This is a genomic window from Devosia sp. P1_H9 (genome assembly GCF_056405135.1).
On record NZ_JBFUCQ010000002.1, the window covers coordinates 553,631 to 574,537 of the forward strand.

22 protein-coding genes and 1 pseudogene are annotated in these 20,907 nt (G+C 64.4%); 11 read left to right on the top strand and 12 right to left on the bottom strand.

Annotated elements, in window-relative coordinates; translation table 11 throughout:
- Positions 1-63: 63 nt before the first annotated feature.
- The 3 genes from parC to AC1DYL_RS05995 are packed head-to-tail and all read left to right on the top strand — an operon-like array spanning position 64 to position 4,207.
- Positions 64-2,340 carry a DNA topoisomerase IV subunit A gene (gene parC / locus AC1DYL_RS05985; RefSeq protein WP_477172401.1) on the top strand — a complete coding sequence of 759 codons (2,277 nt, stop codon included), beginning with the start codon at positions 64-66 and terminating at the stop codon, positions 2,338-2,340.
- The gene (locus AC1DYL_RS05990; protein ID WP_477172402.1) at positions 2,340-3,230 is read left to right on the top strand and encodes a hypothetical protein; all 891 of its coding nucleotides are present in this window, start codon (positions 2,340-2,342) and stop codon (positions 3,228-3,230) included. Before parC ends, AC1DYL_RS05990 begins: the two co-directional genes overlap by 1 nt.
- A 59-nt stretch (positions 3,231-3,289) precedes the next feature.
- Entirely contained in the window at positions 3,290-4,207 is a 918-nt protein-coding gene (locus AC1DYL_RS05995) for a hypothetical protein (RefSeq protein WP_477172403.1), read from the top strand.
- Here the strand turns inward: AC1DYL_RS05995 and AC1DYL_RS06000 are convergent.
- The 3 genes from AC1DYL_RS06000 to hemB all read right to left on the bottom strand — a co-directional run bounded on the left by AC1DYL_RS06000 (position 4,188) and on the right by hemB (position 6,600).
- Positions 4,188-4,937, bottom strand: a complete 750-nt coding sequence (locus tag AC1DYL_RS06000; protein WP_477172404.1) for an arginyltransferase — start codon at positions 4,935-4,937, stop codon at positions 4,188-4,190. The two genes, AC1DYL_RS05995 and AC1DYL_RS06000, sit on opposite strands and share 20 nt — an antisense overlap.
- 79 nt (positions 4,938-5,016) lie before the next feature.
- Positions 5,017-5,508 (bottom strand): RDD family protein, encoded by a 492-nt coding sequence (locus tag AC1DYL_RS06005; protein ID WP_477151189.1) that lies wholly within the window; start codon positions 5,506-5,508, stop codon positions 5,017-5,019.
- A 78-nt stretch (positions 5,509-5,586) separates the two neighbouring features.
- A complete protein-coding gene (gene hemB, locus AC1DYL_RS06010; protein ID WP_477172405.1) occupies positions 5,587-6,600 on the bottom strand; it encodes a porphobilinogen synthase in 1,014 nt (337 codons plus the stop codon).
- Positions 6,601-6,698: 98 nt separating this feature from the next.
- Between hemB and AC1DYL_RS06015 the strand changes: the two genes are divergently transcribed.
- The 5 genes and pseudogenes from AC1DYL_RS06015 to AC1DYL_RS06035 all read left to right on the top strand — a co-directional run bounded on the left by AC1DYL_RS06015 (position 6,699) and on the right by AC1DYL_RS06035 (position 9,997).
- Positions 6,699-7,082, top strand: coding sequence for a DUF6163 family protein (locus tag AC1DYL_RS06015; protein ID WP_477151191.1), 384 nt, complete (start codon positions 6,699-6,701; stop codon positions 7,080-7,082).
- 191 nt (positions 7,083-7,273) lie between these two features.
- Positions 7,274-7,783, top strand: coding sequence for a transcriptional regulator LdtR (ldtR, locus tag AC1DYL_RS06020; protein ID WP_299640485.1), 510 nt, complete (start codon positions 7,274-7,276; stop codon positions 7,781-7,783).
- Between the two features lie 282 nt (positions 7,784-8,065).
- A complete protein-coding gene (locus AC1DYL_RS06025; protein WP_477151192.1) occupies positions 8,066-9,307 on the top strand; it encodes a L,D-transpeptidase family protein in 1,242 nt (413 codons plus the stop codon).
- A 4-nt stretch (positions 9,308-9,311) separates the two neighbouring features.
- The gene (locus tag AC1DYL_RS06030) at positions 9,312-9,551 is read left to right on the top strand and encodes a DUF6898 family protein (RefSeq protein WP_477151193.1); all 240 of its coding nucleotides are present in this window, start codon (positions 9,312-9,314) and stop codon (positions 9,549-9,551) included.
- Between the two features lie 136 nt (positions 9,552-9,687).
- Positions 9,688-9,997, top strand: a pseudogene (locus AC1DYL_RS06035) (GIY-YIG nuclease family protein).
- 178 nt (positions 9,998-10,175) lie between these two features.
- On the opposite strand, the gene AC1DYL_RS06040 reads toward AC1DYL_RS06035, so the two are convergent.
- From AC1DYL_RS06040 to rpoZ, 9 genes are all read right to left on the bottom strand, one after another.
- Positions 10,176-10,649, bottom strand: a complete 474-nt coding sequence (locus AC1DYL_RS06040) for an SRPBCC family protein (protein ID WP_477172406.1) — start codon at positions 10,647-10,649, stop codon at positions 10,176-10,178.
- A gap of 54 nt (positions 10,650-10,703) precedes the next feature.
- A complete protein-coding gene (gene recO / locus AC1DYL_RS06045; protein ID WP_477172407.1) occupies positions 10,704-11,420 on the bottom strand; it encodes a DNA repair protein RecO in 717 nt (238 codons plus the stop codon).
- 27 nt (positions 11,421-11,447) lie between these two features.
- Positions 11,448-12,398, bottom strand: a complete 951-nt coding sequence (gene era, locus AC1DYL_RS06050; RefSeq protein ID WP_477172408.1) for a GTPase Era — start codon at positions 12,396-12,398, stop codon at positions 11,448-11,450.
- Complete coding sequence (gene rnc / locus AC1DYL_RS06055; protein ID WP_477151197.1) at positions 12,395-13,099, bottom strand: ribonuclease III; 705 nt, start codon at positions 13,097-13,099, stop codon at positions 12,395-12,397. The genes era and rnc overlap by 4 nt, the downstream gene beginning before the upstream one ends.
- Positions 13,099-13,851 (bottom strand): signal peptidase I, encoded by a 753-nt coding sequence (gene lepB / locus AC1DYL_RS06060; protein WP_477172409.1) that lies wholly within the window; start codon positions 13,849-13,851, stop codon positions 13,099-13,101. The genes rnc and lepB overlap by 1 nt, the downstream gene beginning before the upstream one ends.
- Positions 13,852-13,915: 64 nt before the next feature.
- Positions 13,916-14,314: a holo-ACP synthase gene (gene acpS / locus AC1DYL_RS06065; protein WP_477151199.1), complete on the bottom strand. Its 399-nt coding sequence runs from the start codon at positions 14,312-14,314 to the stop codon at positions 13,916-13,918.
- A 199-nt stretch (positions 14,315-14,513) separates the two neighbouring features.
- Complete coding sequence (gene pyrE, locus AC1DYL_RS06070; protein WP_477151200.1) at positions 14,514-15,098, bottom strand: orotate phosphoribosyltransferase; 585 nt, start codon at positions 15,096-15,098, stop codon at positions 14,514-14,516.
- Positions 15,095-17,368 (bottom strand): RelA/SpoT family protein, encoded by a 2,274-nt coding sequence (locus AC1DYL_RS06075; protein WP_477151201.1) that lies wholly within the window; start codon positions 17,366-17,368, stop codon positions 15,095-15,097. The genes pyrE and AC1DYL_RS06075 overlap by 4 nt, the downstream gene beginning before the upstream one ends.
- 128 nt (positions 17,369-17,496) lie before the next feature.
- Positions 17,497-17,865 carry a DNA-directed RNA polymerase subunit omega gene (rpoZ, locus tag AC1DYL_RS06080; protein WP_477151202.1) on the bottom strand — a complete coding sequence of 123 codons (369 nt, stop codon included), beginning with the start codon at positions 17,863-17,865 and terminating at the stop codon, positions 17,497-17,499.
- Positions 17,866-18,208: 343 nt separating this feature from the next.
- Between rpoZ and AC1DYL_RS06085 the strand changes: the two genes are divergently transcribed.
- The 3 genes from AC1DYL_RS06085 to AC1DYL_RS06095 all read left to right on the top strand — a co-directional run bounded on the left by AC1DYL_RS06085 (position 18,209) and on the right by AC1DYL_RS06095 (position 20,472).
- Entirely contained in the window at positions 18,209-18,823 is a 615-nt protein-coding gene (locus AC1DYL_RS06085; protein WP_477172410.1) for a LabA-like NYN domain-containing protein, read from the top strand.
- Positions 18,824-18,846: 23 nt separating this feature from the next.
- On the top strand, positions 18,847-19,482 hold the full coding sequence (locus AC1DYL_RS06090; protein WP_477172411.1) for a uracil-DNA glycosylase: 636 nt from the start codon (positions 18,847-18,849) through the stop codon (positions 19,480-19,482).
- Between the two features lie 210 nt (positions 19,483-19,692).
- Positions 19,693-20,472, top strand: a complete 780-nt coding sequence (locus AC1DYL_RS06095; protein ID WP_477172412.1) for a FecR family protein — start codon at positions 19,693-19,695, stop codon at positions 20,470-20,472.
- Positions 20,473-20,907: the final 435 nt, after the last annotated feature.

Below are 20,907 nucleotides of genomic sequence, written 5' to 3' on the forward strand. Positions count from 1 at the left end.
CACCCCCGGCAGCCAGGCTTGTCGCTATAGTGCGGCAATGATTCGCATGAGCCTGACCCTACGATGAGCGACGACAAGACCCTCCCCCCCGATGGCGAGGACAAGCGGGTCGTCGATCTGCGCGAGGCGCTCGAAGAGCGCTACCTGTCCTACGCGCTCTCGACCATCACCCAGCGTGCCCTGCCCGACGCTCGCGACGGCCTGAAGCCGGTGCACCGCCGGATTCTGCATGCCATGCGGCTTTTGCGGCTCGATCCGGACGGCGCCTACAAGAAGTCCGCCAAGGTCGTCGGCGACGTGATCGGTAGCTTCCATCCGCATGGCGACCAGTCGATCTATGACGCCATGGTCCGCCTGGCGCAGGACTTCGCCATGCGCTACCCGCTGGTCGACGGCCAGGGGAACTTCGGCAATATCGACGGCGACGGCGCGGCGGCCTACCGCTACACCGAAGCTCGCATGACCGGCGTCGCCTCGCGGCTGCTCGAGGGCATCACCGAGGACGCCGTCGACTTCAAGCCGACCTATGACGGCGCCACCGAGGAGCCCTCGGTACTCCCGGCCAACTTCCCGAACCTCCTCGCCAACGGCTCGCAGGGCATCGCCGTCGGCATGGCGACCTCGATTCCGCCGCACAATGTCGCCGAGATCTGCGACGCGGCGCTCCACCTGATCAACAACGGTCGCGACGCCACCACCACGGCCGACCTGATGCACTACATCCCCGGCCCGGATTTCCCGACCGGCGGCATCCTGGTCGAGAACCAGGCCTCGATACACAGCTCTTACGAGACCGGCCGCGGCTCGTTCCGCCTACGGGCCCGCTGGATCCGCGAGGACAAGGGCCGCGGCGTCTACCAGATCGTCGTCACCGAGATCCCGTACGGCGTGCAGAAGTCGAAGCTCGTCGAAAAGATCGCCGAACTGCTGCTGGCCAAGAAACTGCCGCTGCTCAAGGACATCCGCGACGAGAGCGCCGACGATGTACGCCTCGTCATCGAGCCCCGCGCCGGCACCGTCGATCCTGCCATCCTGATGGAGCAGCTGTTCAAGCTTTCCGACCTCGAACAGCGCATCCCGCTCAACATGAACGTCCTCGATCGGGGCGTCGTGCCGCGGGTGATGAGCCTCAAGGAGGCGATCGTCGCCTGGCTCGAGCACCGCAAGGATGTGCTGGTGCGCCGCACCAACAACCGCCTCGCCGACATCGCGTGGCGGCTCGAGGTGCTCGACGGCTACATCGTCGCGTATCTCAACCTCGACGAGGTGATCCGGATCATCCGTGAGGAGGATGACGCGAAGGCCTCGCTGATGGCGACGTTCAGCCTCACTGACGTGCAGGCCGAGGCCATCCTCAACATGCGGCTTCGTTCGCTGCGCAAGCTCGAGGAAATCGAGTTGCGCACCGAGCACAAGAACCTCACCGAGGAGCAGGCGCACCTCAACGCCCTCATCGCCTCTGACAAGCGGCAATGGGGCGAGATCGCGACGCAGATCGCCGACCTCAAGAAGGCCTATCCGAAGTTCGAGAAGGACGGCACGACCCGGCATCCGCTGTGGGGCCGCAAGACCGATTTCTCCGAGGCAATGGACATCGACCACGACGAAGTGGCGACCCAGATGATCGAGCGCGAGCCGATCACGGTGATCCTCTCGGAAAAGGGCTGGATCCGCTCGATGAAGGGCCACACGACCGAGATCGACGAGAAGGGCTTCAAGACCGGCGACCGGCTGAAGCTCTATCTCCACTGCCAGACCACCGACAAACTGCTGCTGCTCTCCACCGGCGGCAAGGTGTTCACCCTCGCCGGCGACCGCCTGCCCGGAGGCCGCAGCCAGGGCGAGCCGGTGCGGCTGATGGTCGATATCGAGGAAGGCCAGGACCTCGTCGATCTCTTCGTCTACCGCCCCGGCCGCAAGCGCGTCATCGCGTCGCGCAAGGGCGACGGCTTCATCGTCGCCGAGGACGAGCTCATCGCCAATACCCGCAAGGGCAAGCAGGTGCTCAACGTCGCCGACAACGAGGAAGCGCGGCTGCTGGTGCCGGTCGAAGGTGACATGCTCGCGGTGATCGGCGAGAACCGCAAGATGCTGGTGTTCCCGCTCGACCAGCTACCCGAAATGGGTCGCGGCAAGGGTGTGCGCCTGCAGAAATACAAGGATGGCGGGCTCTCGGACCTCAAGACCTTCCCCTCCGCCACCGGCCTCACGTGGACCGACTCCTCGGGCCGCACCTACACCAAGACGGTGGGCGAGTTGACCGAATGGCTGGGCGAGCGCGCCTCCGCCGGCCGCCAGCCGCCGACCGGGTTCCCGCGCAACAACAGGTTCGTCGGATAGTGCCGAGCCGCGACTGCGTCCTGTTCGTCACCCACCGGTGGAGCCCCAGCGTTGCGGCGCACTACGCGCGGCTGAAGCGCGAGGCCGGAACGGTGCTCGACGTCTACCTGGTCTACCAGGCCAGTAGCCCCGAGGCGGTCCCCGCAGGCGTGTCGCCTGACGTCGTGGTGACTTTGGAGGATATCGCTTCGGTCTTCCCGCAGCGTTTCGCCCAGTACAGAACGACGTGGACCTTTCACAGCGGGGAACTGGCGTGGATGGCGGCGGTCGGGAGGGCTCCCCTCTCCGCTTACGAACGGGTATGGGCGCTCGAGTATGATGTGGACTTCAGCGGCAACTGGGCAACATTCTTCGGGGCCGCGGTTGGCTACGAGGGCGACCTGCTGGGGCTCGATCTGCGGTATCGCCACAAAACCCCGAAGTGGCCAAACGCCAGAGACTACGAGCAGCCGGCCTATGCCCCGCCGGAGCCGGTGATCGGGTTCTTCCCGATCGTCCGCGCCAGCCGCGGGCTCATCGACAGCTACAGGAACGAGCTGGAAGCGGAAGGCTGGAAGGGACACTTCGAGATCGTGCTTCCGTCGCTGGCCCTAGCCAAGGGGTTCAGCGTCAGCGAAATCGGCGGCGATTCAGGCTTCACCCCCAACGAGCGGCGCGGTCTCCACTACAGCACCCCTGCCCTCGTCGGCCATGCCGCCGCGACGTTCCTGTTCCGCCCGCCTCGGTCCTTCCGCTATTTTGTCGAAGCGCCTCGCTCGTTCCGGCAGCCCAACCGTCTCTACCATCCGGTCAAGACGGACTTGCCGCTCGGTGACCGGATCGCGCTCAGCTGGCGAAAGTTCGGGCACCACTGGGTGGCATTCCGCAACCGGATGCTACGGCGCGGCTAGACACGCGGCTCCCCGGCATGCAGACTTCTGCCGGGTGGTGACGATCTGCAGAGAATAGCTTGACCACGCCCCTTGCCACCCCCTCTTCGCGCGATTGCGCCGTCTTCCTGACGCATGTCTGGACACCGGCCGTCTCCGATCACTACAGCCGGTTGAAGCGCGAGGCGGGTGTCGTTCTCGATGTCTACCTGGCCTTCCAACCGTCCTCGTCGGGTGTTCCGGTGCCCACGGACATGAATCCGGACATCGTCATCGGGCTGGAGCAAGGCGCGTCGCTGCTCCCCCGGCGCTATGCTGCGTACAGGAAAGACAGTCGCGAAGCTCCCTGGGGCTACGTGGATCTCGTTTGGTGCACCGCCTTTCTCGATCCCCTGCTGTCGGGCTACGACCGGTTCTGGCTGGTCGAGTACGACGTCGATTTCAGCGGTGACTGGCGCGACTTCTTTGCCGAAGCCGCAACCTTCTCGGGAGACCTGCTGGCGACGCGGGTGCGACGCCGCAGCGACGACCCGCGCTATGGCCACCTGGGCTACTTCCGCATGCCGGAGCCGGCGGTCGAGGATCCGGTTATCGCGCTGTTCCCGATCTCCCGGCTGACCCGCAAGCTGCTCGAGTCCTATCGGGCAGAGCTGGCGGCGCGGGACTGGCAGGGGCACTTCGAAATCGTGCTGCCCTCGGTCGCGGCCTACCTCGGTCTGGCAATCGAGGAGATTGGCGGCGACGGGCCATTCACGCCTCCCGAACGGCGCAATCGCTTCTATCGGGGCCCATTCGACCTGATGTCGACCTACGAGACGACGTTCAACTACCGGCCGGTGCAAAGCTTCCACTATTTCGGGGAAGCCCCGCAGAACTTCCGGGAGCCGAACCAGCTCTACCACCCGGTGAAGACCGACCAGTCACTCTGGCAAAGCCTCAGGCTTTTGCGTGAGCGCTCAAAGCACCAGTGGCGGACGTTCAAGAAGCGGTTGCGTTAGGCGACTCCAGCCGCCGCCACCCCAGTGGCCCACGCTGCACTTCCAGCGGGCGGAACTGGCCCTTGTAGGCCATCTTGGGCGAATCCTTCACCCAGTAGCCGAGGTAGACATAGGTGAGTGCGGCGAGCTTCACCTGCTGGATATGGTCGAGGATCAGCAGGTTGCCGAGGCCGCGCTTGTCGAGCGCCGGGTCGTAGAAGCTGTAGACCATCGATAGGCCGTCGGGCATCACGTCAGTCAGCGCCACTGCGACCAGCGGGCGTTGCGGGTGCGAGGTCAGCCGGTATTCGACCACCACGGTCTGCACTGGGGTGTCCTCGACCATGTACTCGTAGTCGACGAAGCTCATCTGGGTCATGCCGCCACCGGCGTGGCGGGCGTCGAGGTAGCGCTTGAACAGCGCGAACTGCTCGGCCGTGGCGCGCGGCTGGCACACTTCCACGGCCACGTCGACGTTGGCCTTGAGGATGCGGCGGTAGCGGGCCGAGGGTTGGAATTCCTGCGCCACGATGCGGACCGACTGGCAGGCCGAGCAGCCGTCACAGGCGGGGCGGTAGATCAGGTTCTGGCTGCGGCGGAAGCCGTTGTCGCTCAACAGGTGATGGAGCGACGCGGCCCTGCGGCCGGTCAGATGGGTAAAGAGCTTTCGCTCCTGACGGCCCGGCAGATACGGGCATGGCATGGCCGCCGTGAGAAAGAGCTGGGTGTTCTCGGGCGTCTGATCGGTCATCGTCGTCCTTCGAGCGATACCGAGAGGATAGACGCGAGCACGGAGCCGGGCAATGGCAGATCACACCCGGCGCACCGGATCAGGCGGAGTGCATGTTCCCCGAGCGCCAGAAGCGCTGCATCGGAGAGCGACGGAGCATCAGCGTGCCGACCACCAGGTCGTGGAGCATCTGCTGGCGCGGCGTGAACAGCGCGAACAGGATCGAGAAGGGCCACGAAATCCACACCGTCACCCAGAACAGGATCGGGTGGATGAGAATGCTCCAGCCATTGAGCGGCGTGCCGCGCACCGGAGTCAGCACGATGTCCATCATCTGCATGCCGACAGTGGCGCGCATCGGCGAGCCGAGCGTCGCGGCATAGTAGGCGAGGATCGCCAGCGGAATGATGATCGGCAGCGCGATCAGGCCGAGGCCGAGTGTCACGATGCCGAACACGGTGCCAACCAGCAGCGCCGCAATGGTGATGAAGGTGATGATCACGCAGTCGATCAGCCACGCCGCAGCGCGGCGGAGCAGTACGCCATCGAACAGTTCCGGCGCGTTGGACGGGTCGGGGAGATGATCGTTCATGGTGTTGCCCTGGTTCATGATCAAAAAGATGGGAACCACTCAGTTCCACACAAGTGGCCAGGGGCAGAAAAATCGGACCTAGGCGTTCAGCAGCCGCGCCGCCTCGAGCGCAAAGTAAGTCAGCACCCCGTCGCACCCGGCCCGCTTGAACGCGACGAGGCTCTCCATCATGGCCCCCTCGCCATTGATCGCGCCCGCTGCGCCTGCCAGCTTGATCATCGCGTACTCGCCGGACACCTGGTAGGCGAACAGCGGCACATCAAACGCGTCGTGGCAGCGCTGCACGATGTCGAGGTACGGCAGGCCCGGCTTCACCATCACCATGTCGGCACCCTCGGCAATATCCTGCGCCACCTCGCGCATCGCCTCGTCGGAATTGGCATAATCGAGCTGATAGGTGCGCTTGTCGCCGATGAGCCGGCTGCCCGAACCTACGGCCTCGCGGAACGGTCCATAGAACACCGAAGCGAACTTGGCCGAGTAGGCCATGATGGCGACGTGGTTGAAGCCCTCGGCGTCCAACGCCTGCCGGATGGCAGCCACGCGCCCGTCCATCATGTCCGATGGCGCGATGATGTCGGCCCCGGCCCTCGCCTGCATGAGCGCCGCCTTGACCATCGCCTCGACGGTCTCGTCATTGAGGATCTCGCCGTCACGGACCAGCCCGTCCTGGCCGTCGGACGAATACTCGTCGAGCGCGACGTCGGTGATGAGGCCGATATCGACGCCGGCGTCCCTGATGGCACGTAGGGCTTTGGCGGTGAGATTGTCGGGGTTCCAGGCCTCGCTGCCGTCGGCGTTGCGGCGATCGTCCTGCGTATTTGGGAACAGCGCCAGCGCCGGGATGCCCTCGGCGGCAGCATCCTTGGCCAGTTGTACCAGCAGGTCGACGCTTAGCCGCTCGACGCCAGGCATGGTCTTGATCGCGGTCCGCTCGTTCTGCCCGTCGATGACGAATACCGGCAGGATGAAGTCGTGCGGCGTCAGCACCGTCTCGCGCACCATATTGCGCATCCACCCGGTCCGGCGCAGCCGCCGCTGCCGGCGCCCGCCGAGAAAGCTCATGTCGTGCTTGGGCCAGTTCGTGCTCATCGGTGTGCTCCGCTCGGTCGCCGCGCTTCTAGCAGGCGCCGCCGCGCCGCGCCAAGGCTCACGCTTGTCGCACTGGCCCATCCGCGCTATCCACGGGCATGGATTTCAAGAGCGAACTCGCCGGCCGCTACCTCAGGATCATCGCCATCATCGCGCTGCTGCTTGGGCTCTCCGACGCGACGCGGTTGCTCGGCGTATCGTCCGGTGCCCAGAGCCCGATCGCCCTCCTCGGTCCCGCCGGCTTCGCCTATCTCACAGTGTTCTGCCTCGCCCGGCTGTTCGCCGCTGTGGGCATCTGGATCCGCGCCAGCTGGGGTGCTGTGCTGCTGGTCGGCGCCACCGTGATCGAACTCGCGCTCTATCTCGGCGGGGTGCGCGACGTGCAGATCGGCGCCTTCGGTTTTGCCCTGAGGCTGCTGCTGGTGGGGAGCATCGCGGTGCTGTTCTTCCTCAGCTTCCGGCTGCGCCGCGCGCACGACTGAGGCACAGGTAACGGACGATTCAGGTTACAATTTGCTGACCTCTGGTTACCTCTCGTAAAGCCAAATTCCTGAACTTTTTCCGTAAGATAGTTTTAAGTCTACGGCTTAAGGCGATCTTATTTGGGCACCCGTAATTTGGGGCCTATGAGACGCGAAGAAATCGCGCAAGACGACAGGACAGTGAGGCACAAATGGCAATCAAATCCAACGCCGCAGAGGCAATGGTTCCGGAAGAAGCCCCAGGGCTCAAGCCGCTCTACCTAGAAGCCGTCAGCCGTGTCGAACGGCTCCATCGCCGGCTGCTCGATCTGATCAAGGACGAGTTCGACCGGATGGGCTGGGACGATATCAACCCCGTCCAGGCGCTGCTGATGTTCAACATCGGCGATGCCGAGATGACCGCCGGCGAGCTGCGCTCGCGTGGCTACTATCTGGGCTCGAACGTCTCGTACAATCTGAAGAAGCTGGTCGAGACCGGCTACATCTTCCAGGAGCGTTCGCGTTCCGACCGCCGTTCGGTCCGCATCCGGCTGACCCCGAAGGGTGAGGAAGTGGCCGAGGTGATCGACGAGCTCTACGATCGTCACCTGAAGTCGATCGAAAAGGTCGGCGGCCTCAACGGCGAGACCTTCGAAGGCCTCAACAAGGCACTCGGCCGTCTCGAGCGCTTCTGGGTCGATCAGATCCTCTACAAGCTCTGATCCCAGGCTCAACGACCAGTGTGGCATCGCTGCCACAATGAGTTCAGCAAACGCCGGCCTTAAGCCGGCGTTTCTTATTTATGCCCAGAATTCGGCTATGCATCGCAGCAATTGCAGGCTGATCCCTCTGTCGCTGCAAGCTCCTTGGTTTTGTGCGTCCGAACGGCCGGCGGTTCACAGCTGCTTGACCGCGTTGGTGACATCTGGGGGCGATGCTATGAGGGATTTCCTCTCCGACGTCCGACTGTGGGTGACTGAATGCGGCTGACTCGACGTTCCTTCGTGACCTCCCTGGCGACTGCTGGCGCCGCGTTGGCCATGCCCGCCATTGCGCGGGCTGAAGAAGACAATTTCTGGGACATGTTCGGCAAGGACCGCGCCATGCGGAATGTCGACCAGGAAGGCAACACGGCCACCGCCAAAAGCCTCGTCGACACGATCGAACCGATCCTCAGCTACGACACCTCGTACAATCTGCAGCTCGCCATCCAGAACTACGAGGCGTTCGTTTCCGCCAACGGCAGCTGGGAAGCGCCGAGCCGGGAAACCTTCGGACTGAAGCTCGGTGAATCCCGCCGCGCCGCTGCGCTCTTGAAGCGCCGCCTGATGATCAACGGCGACATGCCGCTCGAAAAGCGCGTCAACGAGGAGTTCGACGCCGGGCTCGACGCCGCCGTGCGCCTGTTCCAGGCCCGCCACGGCCTCGTCATCAACGGCCAGGTGGACGAAGCGACGTTCTACGCGCTCTCCGTTCCGGCCGATTACCGCCTCAACCAACTCCGCCTCAACGCGCAGCGCATCGACCAGTGGGCCTCGGCGCTCTCCGATCGCTACGTCGCGGTGAACATCCCGGCGGCGACCGTCGAGGCCGTCGAGGGCGCGCAGGTGGTGCAGCGCCACAATTCCGTCGTCGGCAAGGTCGATCGCGCCACGCCGATCCTCAACTCCAAGATCTTCCAGGTGAAGTTCAATCCTTACTGGACGGTGCCTAAGAGCATCATCGAGAAGGATATGATCCGGTACATGAACGAGGATCCGGAGTACCTGACCAAGTTCCGCATCCGTATCTTCGACGGCAACGGCAACGAGATCCCACCCTCCGCCATCAACTGGCAGACCACCGAGGCGGTGAAGTACACCTTCCGGCAGGACCCCGGCGGCGAGAACTCGATGGGTCACTGCAAGATCGACTTCTACAACAAGTACGACGTCTACATGCACGACACGCCGCAGAAGGCGCTGTTCGGCGAGAACGCCCGCTTCCACTCCTCGGGCTGCATGCGCTGCGAGAACATCGAAGAGCTGGTCGCGTGGCTGCTGCGCGACAATGGCGGCGGCTGGACCCCGGAAACGGTCATGTCCGCGTGGGAACAGGGTATGCGCGAGGACATCAAGCTCGACGTGCAGATCCCGATCCACACCACCTACATCACTGCCTGGGCCAACCGGCAGGGCACGGTGAGCTTCCGCGACGACGTCTATCAGTTCGACGCGCAAGGCATCGTCAGCTTCGGGGACGCCTGACCACATGGCCGGGCGCGATGACAATCGCCCGTCCGGCCGCGTCCTCTTCGAGTTCACCCAGCTCGGCCAGCAGATGCGCGTCGCCGCAATCGATGAGGCCACCGGCACCGAAGTGGTGGTGATCGCCCCCCTCAGCGCCACCCCCTTCCAGATGCAATCGCTGGCCCTTGCCAAGCTCAAGCGCAAGCTCGCCGGCGAAGACCCACCGACACCAAGCGGACCGAAGCCGGCGAAGTACGCTTAGTCGCCATCCGACTAGGCACTGAACTTCCCCCACCCACGGTGTCACCCCGGCGAAGGCCGGGGCCCATCCTGAGATGCTGCGGTGATCAGTGGCGCATCATCAGCCCCTGCTGACGGACCACGCTCGGCGTGCTTGAGTGTGGCGATGGGCAAAGGTCTTCATCGTCTACATCCTGGCGAGCCGCAAGAACGGGACGCTCTACGTGGGCGTCAGCAGCAATCCTGTTGGCCGCATCTGGCAACACAAGAACGATTGGTTCGAAGGCTTCACCAAGCAGTACGGCGTGAAGCGGCTCGTTTGGTACGAGGCGCACGAGAATGCCGAGGCGGCCATTCAGCGCGTGAAGCGGCTTAAGGAGTGGCAGCGGGGCGTGGAAGATAAGGCTGATCGAGGAGCGGAACCCGGACTGGCGCGACCTGCACGGTGAAGTGACGGGAGAGCAGTGATCGGCAGCGATATCTCAGGATGGGCCCCGGCCTTCGCCGGGGTGACACCGCGTTTGTAGAACGTGCCGTGAAGGGCGAACATCGACTATCAGACGTACCGCTCTCGCCTCACCCACCGTGTCACCCGGCGAAGGCGGGGCCCATCCTGAGGTTTCTCGGCCGGCAGCCAGCCGTGCGATCATCCACGCGTCCCCGCCACATAGGCCGCCAGGTTCTCCAGCGACGACTTCAGCCCCGCGTCGTGGTCCTGCTTGCTGATCCCTTCCGGTACATCCTCGGCGAGAAAGATCACGCGCGTCCCGCCGGTCGCCGGTTCGAGATCCCACACCATCCGCATGGTGCCGGCAAACGCCGGGTCGTCGCTCTTGAAGCGCACCAGTTGCACTACCCGCTTGCCGGGAACCAGCTCGGCGAACTCGGAGTTCACCACGTCCGTGTCCTCGGTGGTCTTGCCGCGGCCGGGCTCGCTGTAGTGCAGCGCCATCCGGAAGGCCCCGCCAGGGCGCGGCTCGAAATCGAGGATTTCGCCGGTCATGCCCTCGGGCGGCAGCCAGGCGAGGAGTGCATCGCGATCAACGAAGGCCTGGTAGATCGTCTCCGGCGGTGCCGCGACGATCAGCGATGCGGTGTCGACGCGCAGGTGTTCCGGCATGTTCGTCTCCCGTTGGCGTGCATCAACGCACAGGCGAGCCGATTGGATCAACCTTCAGGCTGCGGACACCAGCCCAACAAACGTCTCCCGGATGGCCGGCGGTTCCAGTTGGCGCGCCGTCCAGACGTGCATGTCGAGAAAGTGCCCGGTGAGCGCGAAGGCGTCGCTCACGTCTTCGGGGGTCGGTTCGGCATGCCCGATGAGGAACGGCGGCAGGCGCAGCAGCCGGTCGAGGTATGGCTCGGCCGCGGCGCGGCTCACCGCCCGACCGGATTTGGGGGAGACATGGGTAAGATCGCGCGTCGTGCCGGTGGCGGCGCAACTGCTGAGGTCGAGCCCATATCCCAGTTCATCGAGCAGGATGAGCTCGAACCGCGCCACCGAGGCGCCGAGCTCGAGCGGCGTGCCCTGCTGGTCGAGGATACGGATGGCGAGGCCGAGCAGGCGATCATGCGGATCGCGCTCCGGCAACAGCCGCAGGTGCTCGCAGACCAGCTGGCTGGCATAGAGTCGTAGCCGGTCGGCGATCAGCGCCGCGGCGCGGGCCTCGAGCAGTTCGAGCGTGAAGGTGCCGAGGTGTTCCTCGAGCCGGGCCCGCCACGTGACCTGCACCGAGTTTCCGGGCTGCAGCGTCGCAGCGAGTTTCGAGGATCGTCCGCCCCGGATCAGCCCGAGCTGCCGCCCCCTGCCCTCGACCATCACCTCGGCGATGACGCTCGACTCGCCGTGACGGCGAACCCCGACGATCAGGCCCTCACCGTCCCATTGCATCGGATGTCACGCGGTGAGAGGGCGCACTCACTTCTGGTGCGGGTACTCCAGCCCCATCTCGCGGTAGCGCTCGGGGTCGTCGCCCCATTTCTCGCGCACCTTGACGAACATGAACAGGTGCACTGGCGTCTCGAAGATCTCCATCAGTTCCTTCCGCGCCTCGGCGCCGATCGACTTGATGGTCTGCCCGCCGGCGCCGAGCACGATCTTCTTGTGCGTGTCGCGAGTGACATAGATCACCTGGTCGATCCGATATGACCCATCCTTCTGGATGGTGAACTTTTCGGTCTCGACGGTGGTGTTGTAGGGGATCTCGTCGTGGATCCTCAGGAACAGCTTCTCGCGCGTCACCTCGGCGGCCGTGATCGCCAGCGTCAGGTCTGTCAGGTGGTCCTCGGGGAAGTGCCAGGGGCCGAGCGGGATGCGGGTCAGGCACCAGTCGAGCATGTCCTTGACGCCACTGCCCTTCAGCGCCGAGATCATGAAGGTGCGCTGGAAACGCACCATGCCGTTGAGCCGCTCCGACAGCCCCAGCAGCGTCTCGCGCTTGATCAGGTCGACCTTGTTGAACACCAGGATCTTGTCGTGCGGGATATTCTCAAGGCCTTCGAGCAGTGCCTCGAGCTCGGGGGTGATGCCCCGCTCGGCGTCGACGATCAGCGCCACGAAATCGGCATCGCCCGCCCCGGTCCAGGCCGCGTCGACCATCGCCCGGTCGAGCCGGCGCTTGGGTGCGAAGATGCCGGGCGTATCGATGAAGATAATCTGCCCCTCGCCCTCCGTGACCACGCCGCGGATCTGGGCGCGGGTGGTCTGCGCCTTATGCGTGACGATCGACACCTTGGTGCCGACCAGCGAGTTGAGCAGCGTCGACTTGCCGGCATTGGGCGCGCCCACCAGCGCGACGAAGCCGCAGCGGGTGTTTTCGCCGGCCAGCGGCAGTTCGGTGGCCTCGGGCATTTCGTTCTTGTCGGTCATATTGTGTCGCGCCAGACTTTCTCTCGGATGAGGAAAGCCTCGGCGGCCTTGTGCTCGGCGAGCTTCTTGGAGGGGCCGGTGGCGGTGATGGCGGGATAATTGCCCAGCCGCACGGCAATGGTGAATTCCGGCGCGTGGTCGGGGCCGGTGCGTTCGATCTCGGCATAAAGCGGGGGTTCGAGCCCCCTGCCCTGCGCCCATTCCTGCAGCGTAGTCTTGGGGTCGGCGCGGACGTTGCCGGCCTGGTCCAACTGTTCGCCGAACAGCCGCTCGACGATCTCGTAGGCCTGCCCCAGCCCACCATCGCAGAAGATGGCGCCGATCACCGCCTCGGCGATGTCGCCGAGAATGGCATCCTTGTTGGCGCCGCCGGTCCGTGCTTCGCTGTCGCCGAGGTTCATCTCGGAGCCGAGGTCGAGCTGCCGGGCGATAGCGGCGCAAGTTTCCTTGCGCACCAGCGTATTGAGCGAGCGCGACAGCTCACCCTCATTGGCCTTGGGCAGCCGGCGGTAGAGCATGTCGGCGACGACGAGGCCGAGCACCCGGTCGCCCAGGAACTCCAGCCGCTGGTACGAGCGCTCAATGCGCTTTCCGGGCGAGACGGCGCTTGAATGGGTCAGCGCACGGTCGAGCAGGTCGGGGTCGGCAAAGCGATATCCCAGACGTGCCTCGAGCTTTTCGTGCGTGCGCCCCTTCCCCATCAGTTCACTGACTGGAACATCCGGTCCCAGCGGACGTTGGCGGGCCACTCCCACAGCTGCCACGGGGCGATGTTGTTCTTGATCGAGAAGAACCGCGCTTCCGCCTTGCCGATGAAGTTGTCGAGCGGCACGTAGCCGACCTGGCTCAGCACCCGGCTGTCGGCGGAGCGGTCACGGTTGTCGCCCATCATGAAGTAATGGCCGGACGGCACCACGTATTCGGCCGTGTTGTCGAGCGGCTGGTCGTCGGAGATTTCCTGGATGGTGTGCTTGACGCCATTGGGCAGCGTCTCGGTGTAGACGATCACCGGCACCGTCGTCATGTAGCTGTCGGTGTCCTCGGCGGTCCCGGTCTGCTCGCGCTCAACCATGGTGCCGTTGATGTAGAGGCGACCCTCTTTCATCTGGATGCGATCGCCCGGCATGCCGATGACGCGCTTGATGTAGTCCTCGTTGGTGATCTCATTGCGGAACACCGCGATGTCGCCGCGCTGCGGCGTGCCGCCGAAGATGCGGCCATTGAACGGCACGGCGATCGGGAACGAGTACTTGCCGAAGCCCCAGGTCCACTTGTTGGCGATGAAGTAGTCGCCGATCATCAGCGTCTGCTGCATGGAGGCCGTGGGAATGGAGAACGGCTGGTAGAGGAACGTCCGGAAGATCAGTGCGATCGCCAGCGCCTCGATGATGACGATGAACGTCTCGAGCAGCTCATTCTTTTTCTTGCCGGCCTTGGCTTCGGCTTTCGACATCGACTGGCTCATTTCTCGCCTCTGCCCCAACGGGCCAAGTGGTTACGGGAGCGCTGGCACCCGGTCAACCGGGCAGCGCCTCGATAATGACGATCGCCTGGGCCATGCCGCCGTCGTCGGTAATAGTCAGGTGGATATGTGGCTTGTGACCAGCCGGAACAAGCCGCTCCAGGATCCGGGCAGCACCATTGGTCAACTTCATGGTCGGCTTGCCCGAGGGGAGGTTCACGACGCCCATGTCGCGCCAATAAACGCCGAAACTAAGGCCGGTACCCAAGGCCTTCGAGCAGGCCTCCTTGGCCGCGAAGCGCTTGGCATAGGACGCAGCGCGCTGCGCCCGCCGATCCGATTTCTGCCGCTCGATCTCGGTGAAACAGCGGTGCGTGAAGCGCTCGCCATAACGCGCCAGCGTCTTCTCGACGCGGCGGATGTCGCAGAGGTCATTGCCGATCCCGATGATCATTGGCGTGATGTCTCCGCGAACGCCTTCTCCCCTTGCGGGAGAAGGTGGCCGAAGGCCGGATGAGGGGTTCGCAACACGTGGTGTTGCGCGATCGGAGCGAAGCGACGAACGACGGCGTGCGCGGAGAGATACCCCTCATCCGCCCTACGGGCACCTTCTCCCGCAAGGGGAGAAGGCGAACCGGCGCTCACGGCAGCCATCACGCCAATCCCCTGCTCCCCGGCTTCACCGCCGGGATGGCCGCCAGTTCCGGCGGCAGCGCGTCGGCCGGATAGGCCGGCACCTTGTACTGCACCAGCGACACCAGCGGCACGCCGACGTCAGCCTCGCCGGCGGATCGGTCGATCAGGCACGCAGCGGCGACGACATTCGCGCCAGTCTTCTTGATCGCCTCGATGCACTCGCGGATCGAAATCCCGGTCGAGACGATGTCCTCGACCACGATCACCTTCTCGCCCGGCTTGAGCTCGAAACCACGGCGCAGCTCGAACTTGCCCTCGACGCGCTCGGTATAGATCGCCGGCACGCCCATGTGCCGCGCCGTCTCGTAGCCCGGGATGATCCCGCCCACCGCCGGCGAGACGATCTGGCTCACATCGCCATAGCCTTCCGCGCGGATCTTCGCCGCCAGCGCCCGGCAGAGCTTTTCGGCCTTCGCCGGGTGCATGAACACCCGCGCCTTCTGCAGGAAGACCGGCGAGCGCAGGCCGGAGGAGAGGATGAAATGCCCCTCGAGCAGCGCGCCGCTCTCACGGAACAGGTCCAGTACTTCGTCAGTGGTCACGCGGGCTCCTCTTGCCGTTCGGGCGCAGTCCATTCCAGCCGGTCCAGCGCCAGCGCCTCGGCCACCGTGGCGCGCTGCACGTCCGAGATGCCGGCCGCCAGCTTCAGCGAGTTCAGCACGTCGGTGAGCTGTGCAAGGTCACGGACCTCGATCTGGAAAGTGAACCGATGAAAATCGGGCGATTCCATGCGCATCACCAGATTATGGATGTTGGCCTCGCAGGCGGCAATCACCGTGGCGATCTGCGCCAGCGAGCCCGGCTTGTTCTGTGCCTGCATCGAGATCACGCACGGATAGTCGCGATCCTCGCGACCACTGGTATCCCAGCGTACGTCGATCCAGGCGACATCGCTGTCATAAAGCTCAGACAGCGCGTCGGAGTGGATCGGGTAGATCATGATCGGCGTGTCCGGTGTCATGATGCCGACGAGCCGGTCGCCCGGCACCACGCCCTCCGGCGACACCTCGACCTTGGTGTTGAAATCGAGCTGTGTCAGGGCCGCCTTGGCGCGGGGGCCGGACCGCGGGTTGCCCGGCACGCGGAAGCGGAAGTGCTCCGTGGCTTTCAGCGCGAACCAGCCCTCGGCCTTGTCGGGCACCGGCAGGTCGATCTTCTTGCGCCGCCGCTTGATGCCCTTGACGTCCATGACGCGGGTATCGAGATCCTCGCCGCTGATCTTGCCCTCGCCGAGCGCGATCAGCAGCTCGCGCTTGCTGGATTGCCCCAGCCCCTCTGCCAGCTGCTTGAACTCCGCCTCGTCGAAACCGGTACCCTCGCGTTCGAGGAGGATCGAGACCATGTGCTCGCCCAGGGCGTAAGCTCGCGCCTGCGCCTGTAGCCGCACGGCGCGGCGGATCGCGGCGCGGGCCTTGCCGGTGGCGGCGATGGTTTCCCAGTTCGAGGGCGGCAGGTGGTTCTGGTCGCGGATGATCTCGACTTCGTCGCCGGAGCGCAGTTGCGTCACCAGCGGCACGATCTGCCCGTTGATCTTGGCGCCCACGCAGGTGTCGCCAATGTCGGTGTGAAGTGCATAGGCGAAGTCGATCGGCGTCGCGCCACGCGGCAGCGCGATCAGCCGGCCCCGCGGGGTGAAGCAGAACACCTGGTCCTGGAACAGCTCGAGCTTGGTGTACTCGAGGAAATCCTCGGTCGACGATCCCGCCGTCAGGTGGCTGATGGTCGAGCGCAGCCAGACGAAGGCCTTACTCTCGTTCTCGATCTTGTGGATGTCGGTGGCGCCCTCCTTGTAGAGCGCGTGCGCCGCGATGCCGAATTCGGCTATCCGGTGCATCTCCTCGGTGCGGATCTGCAGCTCGGCGCGCTGCCGCCCCACGCCCACGATCGTGGTGTGGATCGAGCGATAATCATTGTGCTTGGGGACCGAGATATAGTCCTTGAACCGCCCCGGCACGACCTTCCAGTTGGTGTGGACGATCCCCAGCGCCCGGTAGCAGTCCTCGACCGTCGGCACGATCACCCTGAAGCCGATCATGTCCGAGAGCTGCTCCAGGGCGATCTGCTTGCGCTCGATCTTGGTGAAGATCGACCACGGCGATTTCACCCGCGCCGAAACCCGCGCATCGATGCCGTCGCCCTTCAGCTTCTCGCTGAGCTCGGTCTTGATGGTCTTGATGGTGTCGGCGAACTCCGACTTCATCTCGTCGAGACGGTCGGTGATGGCCTTGTAGTGGTCCGGCTGCAGCGTCTTGAACGCTAGGTCCTCGAGCTCCTGGCGCATGTCCTGCATGCCCATGCGGCCGGCCAGCGGCGCATAGATATCCATCGTCTCGGTGGCGATGCGCTTGCGCTTGGCTTCCGGCATGAAATCCAGAGTGCGCATGTTGTGCAGCCGGTCGGCGAGCTTCACCAGCAGCACCCGCACGTCGGCGGAAATGGCCAGCAGCAGCTTCCTCAGGTTCTCGGCCTGCGCTTCCTCGCGCGTCACCAGCTGCAGCCGGTCGATCTTGGTCAGCCCGTCGACAATGGCGCCAATTTCCGGCCCGAACAGCTGGTCAATCTCGGCGCGCGTCGCGTCGGTGTCCTCGATGGTGTCGTGCAGCAGCGCCACCGCGATCGAGGCGTCGTCGAGCTTCAGGTCGGTGAGGATGGCGGCGACTTCGAGCGGGTGGGCAAAATACGGGTCGCCTGAGGCGCGCTTCTGCGTGCCATGCTTCTGCATCGCGTAGACGTAGGCCTTGTTGAGCAGCGCCTCGTCGGTATGGGGGTTATAGGCCTGCACCCGTTCGACGAGTTCATACTGACGCATCATTGGGTTGCCGCACTCCTACGCGGCCCCGCCTCGGCGGCTCAAAGTTGCTCTAGCGGCGATGCAAACAAAAAAGCGCCGGGCGGAAACGCCCGACGCCTCAAGACTATATATGCGAGATCAGTCGCCGATCAATCGTCGCGACGCTCGGGCGGAGCCAGAGATTCGATACCGCGGAGCAGCTCGTCTTCGCTGATGGTGTCGAAGGTGTCGCCATCCTGGTCGGCATTGGCGTCGAGCAGCGGAGCGGCGTGCTTTTCGGGCTCGTCGACCTCGACATACTTCTGCAGCGAATGGATCAGGTCCTCGCGCAGGTCTTCGGGAGAAATGGTGCCATCGCCGATCTCGCGGAGGGCGACGACCGGGTTCTTGTCATTGTCGCGGTCGACGGTGATCGACGAGCCGGCCGAGATCATGCGGGCGCGATGAGCGGACATCAGAACCAGGTCGAACCGGTTCTCGATCTTCTCAATGCAGTCTTCGACGGTGACGCGGGCCACGTACGTCTCCAAATTGTGGGATCAAGCGGCCCTCATACACGACCCTGCCCATGGGCACAAGGATTTCAGTCCTCGGACACAAGAGCGTGTTTTACCACAGGCAAGTGAAGCCCAGCCGCAAACTGTTTCGCATGGTGGAACAATGGCTTGCCGGAACGCGCCAAAAGCCCGACCGGATCGCTTCCGCTTATCGGTCTTGCAAATTCCCGGGAATAAGCGCGTATTCCGAACTTAGGGAGCGGACCTGTCGTAAATCGGCTACCTCCTCGAACCGGCGGTACGCCACAGATGATTTGATGCCGGGCAGCCTGAGAGGCCGGCGGCCCCGGTCAGGAGAACAGGTATGTCAATTGATCCGCGCGAGAAGATAGTACTCTTCATCGATGGCGCGAATCTCTATGCGACCAGCAAGGCCATCGGCGTCGATATCGACTATCGCCGGCTGCTCGCGGAGTTTCAGTCCAAGTCCTACTTGCTGCGTGCGTACTACTACACTGCCCTGGTCGAGGATCAGGAATATTCCTCCATCCGTCCGCTCATCGACTGGCTCGATTACAACGGCTTCACAGTCGTGACCAAGCCCGCCAAGGAGTTCACCGACTCCTCGGGCCGCCGGAAGATCAAGGGCAACATGGATATCGAGCTGACCGTCGATGCCCTCGAGATGAGCGCCTTCTACGATCACCTCGTGCTGTTCTCCGGCGATGGCGATTTCACCGCGCTGGTCGCGGCCCTGCAGCGCAAGGGTAAGCGCGTCACGGTGGTCTCGACGCTCACCACGCCGACGCCAATGATCGCCGACGACCTCCGCCGGCAGGCCGATTTCTTCATGGATGTCGCCGATCTCGCCAAGATCGTCGGCCGTACGCCGCCGGTGGAGCGGACACCGACACCGGTCGCCGACCGGACTGCTCCGGTTGACCGGACCATGGCGACCGTGGACCCTAAGGGAAGCTGAGTCCCCTTCCCCGACGGTTACCATTGCCTGAGACCAATCCGCCGCACGATTGCCCGCGTTGCCCGCGCCTCGTGGCCTTCCGCCACGACAACCAACGGTCCTATCCGGACTACTTCAACGGTCCGGTGCCGACCTGGGGCGACGAACATCCGGGGCTGATGATCGTCGGCCTTGCGCCGGGCCTCAAGGGCGCCAACCGCACCGGCCGGCCGTTCACCGGCGACTATGCGGGCGACCTGCTCTACGCGACGCTCGAAAAGTTCGGCCTCGCCACCGGCCACTACAAGCAGCGGCCGGACGATGGGCTCGAGCTCCAGAACGTGCTGATCGCCAACGCGGTGCGCTGCGTGCCACCGCAGAACAAGCCGACCGGCGACGAGATCAAGACCTGCCGCCCCTTCCTCGGCGCCGCCATCGAGGTGCATCGCCCCCGCGCCTTCCTGGCGCTCGGCCGCATAGCCCACGACTCGCTGCTCTCGACGCTGGGCGAAAAGCGCTCGAAGTATCCCTTCGGCCATGGTGTCGAACACCGGCTCACCGGTGGCGCCACACTCTTCGATAGCTACCATTGCTCGAGGTACAACACGAATACCGGTGTGCTGACCACGGCAATGTTCGAGGACGTCGTCGGCCGCGCGGCAGCACTCGTGGCCCACTGAACCGCCATTTCACGACGCGCCGATCCGTGGGCCGCTAACGACATCTTGAAATCTCTGTTGATATCGCTCGTAAATAGAGTGTTAATGCACTGATCTACTGCATTCAGGGCGACAACGGTGCCGTTTCGTCGGGTGTTTTTAGCAGTTGCGGCGGTCTTGTTCTTGATCGGTGCCGCGATTTCAGAGGACCAACTAGGCGCTGTTGCTGCCGTGCGGCCACAGGCGACGGGTGGTTTTGGCGATGCGCGCGTCAGCCTCGTTCGCGGCAGCGAACTTCGCGAGGGCGAGACCATCGTCACCGGCCTCGACGGCGAGGTGCAGGTGTTGTTTTCTGACCAGACCAAGCTGGTGATCGGTCGCGGCTCGAGCCTCGTCATCGAGCGCTACCTGCTGAGGAGCAACGGCACGCCGGAGAAGTTCGCGGTCAACGCACTGGCCGGCACCTTCCGCTTCATCACCGGCAATGGCGACAAGAAAGCCTACGCGATCAACACACCGACCGGGTCGCTGGGCGTCCGCGGCACCGAGTTCGACTTCACCGTCGACGGCGCCGGCAAGACCAGCGTGGTCCTCTACGAGGGCGGGGTCATCCTTTGCCCCATCACCGGCAAGTGCGTCACGCTCACCGAGCGCTGCAGCGTCGCGCAGATGAAGTCGCGGCGTGAAGCCAAGGTAATCAAGCGCGAAGCGGATCGCCTCAAGATCGCCAGCACCGCCTTCCCCTACGTCGTCTCCCAGGCCTCGTTGCGCCAGGAGTTCCGCGTCGGCAAGCCATCGGAATGCGCCGGTGAAATCCGGACCGCCGAGCAGCATTCCAGCCAGGCCATCGGCGTCCTCATCACGCCAATCCCTCCCGTCATCCCCGTTCCGAGTTCCCCTGACCCCGAAGGCAAGAACAATAACGGCCTCGGGAACGGCGGCGAGGGCGCCGAAGGCCCCCACGAGCAGGGCAATCCCGGGCACGGCAAGAACAAGAGCAAGAACAAGTAGCTGGCCCACGGGCTGCAACCCTGGTGGTGGTCACGCGTACTCGCTCCCCCTCCACCGGCCCCGTCTCCCCCTGGCGGGGGAGAATTCCAAGAGGTGCGCGGAAGGCACGTAGGCTCGCCCGCCACCAACCGTCATCCCGGCGAGGTTGGCTCGATGGTCCCCCAAACTCGATGCGGCACCTCCCCCTCTGACGGGGGAGGATGGGAGGGGGTGAGCGGAGCCACAATCACGAGGCCGGGCAAGGCGTTGCGAGAATCTTGCGCCGATCTATCCCCCCTCTCCGCCACCATGCGATTCTCCCACCCATCCGCTGCACCGAAGCGAGATCATGACGAGTGGTTGGTGCGGTGGAGACCGGGTGGGCTGCGGGTCGCTGCAGTTCAGGCGGAAACCATCACGGCAAGGACCGGTTCGCCGGTCAAGCCGCTATCACGC

Coding starts and splice junctions, on each gene's coding strand:
- AC1DYL_RS06085 (WP_477172410.1), top strand. CDS start 18,209: ATGTCAATTGATCCGCGCGAGAAGATAGTACTCTTCATCGATGGCGCG.
- AC1DYL_RS06015 (WP_477151191.1), top strand. CDS start 6,699: ATGGATTTCAAGAGCGAACTCGCCGGCCGCTACCTCAGGATCATCGCC.
- AC1DYL_RS06005 (WP_477151189.1), bottom strand. CDS start 5,508: ATGAACGATCATCTCCCCGACCCGTCCAACGCGCCGGAACTGTTCGAT.
- AC1DYL_RS06000 (WP_477172404.1), bottom strand. CDS start 4,937: ATGACCGATCAGACGCCCGAGAACACCCAGCTCTTTCTCACGGCGGCC.
- ldtR (WP_299640485.1), top strand. CDS start 7,274: ATGGCAATCAAATCCAACGCCGCAGAGGCAATGGTTCCGGAAGAAGCC.
- AC1DYL_RS06040 (WP_477172406.1), bottom strand. CDS start 10,649: ATGCCGGAACACCTGCGCGTCGACACCGCATCGCTGATCGTCGCGGCA.
- lepB (WP_477172409.1), bottom strand. CDS start 13,851: ATGTCGAAAGCCGAAGCCAAGGCCGGCAAGAAAAAGAATGAGCTGCTC.
- parC (WP_477172401.1), top strand. CDS start 64: ATGAGCGACGACAAGACCCTCCCCCCCGATGGCGAGGACAAGCGGGTC.
- rnc (WP_477151197.1), bottom strand. CDS start 13,099: ATGGGGAAGGGGCGCACGCACGAAAAGCTCGAGGCACGTCTGGGATAT.
- AC1DYL_RS06030 (WP_477151193.1), top strand. CDS start 9,312: ATGGCCGGGCGCGATGACAATCGCCCGTCCGGCCGCGTCCTCTTCGAG.
- era (WP_477172408.1), bottom strand. CDS start 12,398: ATGACCGACAAGAACGAAATGCCCGAGGCCACCGAACTGCCGCTGGCC.
- recO (WP_477172407.1), bottom strand. CDS start 11,420: ATGCAATGGGACGGTGAGGGCCTGATCGTCGGGGTTCGCCGTCACGGC.
- acpS (WP_477151199.1), bottom strand. CDS start 14,314: ATGATCATCGGGATCGGCAATGACCTCTGCGACATCCGCCGCGTCGAG.
- AC1DYL_RS06075 (WP_477151201.1), bottom strand. CDS start 17,368: ATGATGCGTCAGTATGAACTCGTCGAACGGGTGCAGGCCTATAACCCC.
- hemB (WP_477172405.1), bottom strand. CDS start 6,600: ATGAGCACGAACTGGCCCAAGCACGACATGAGCTTTCTCGGCGGGCGC.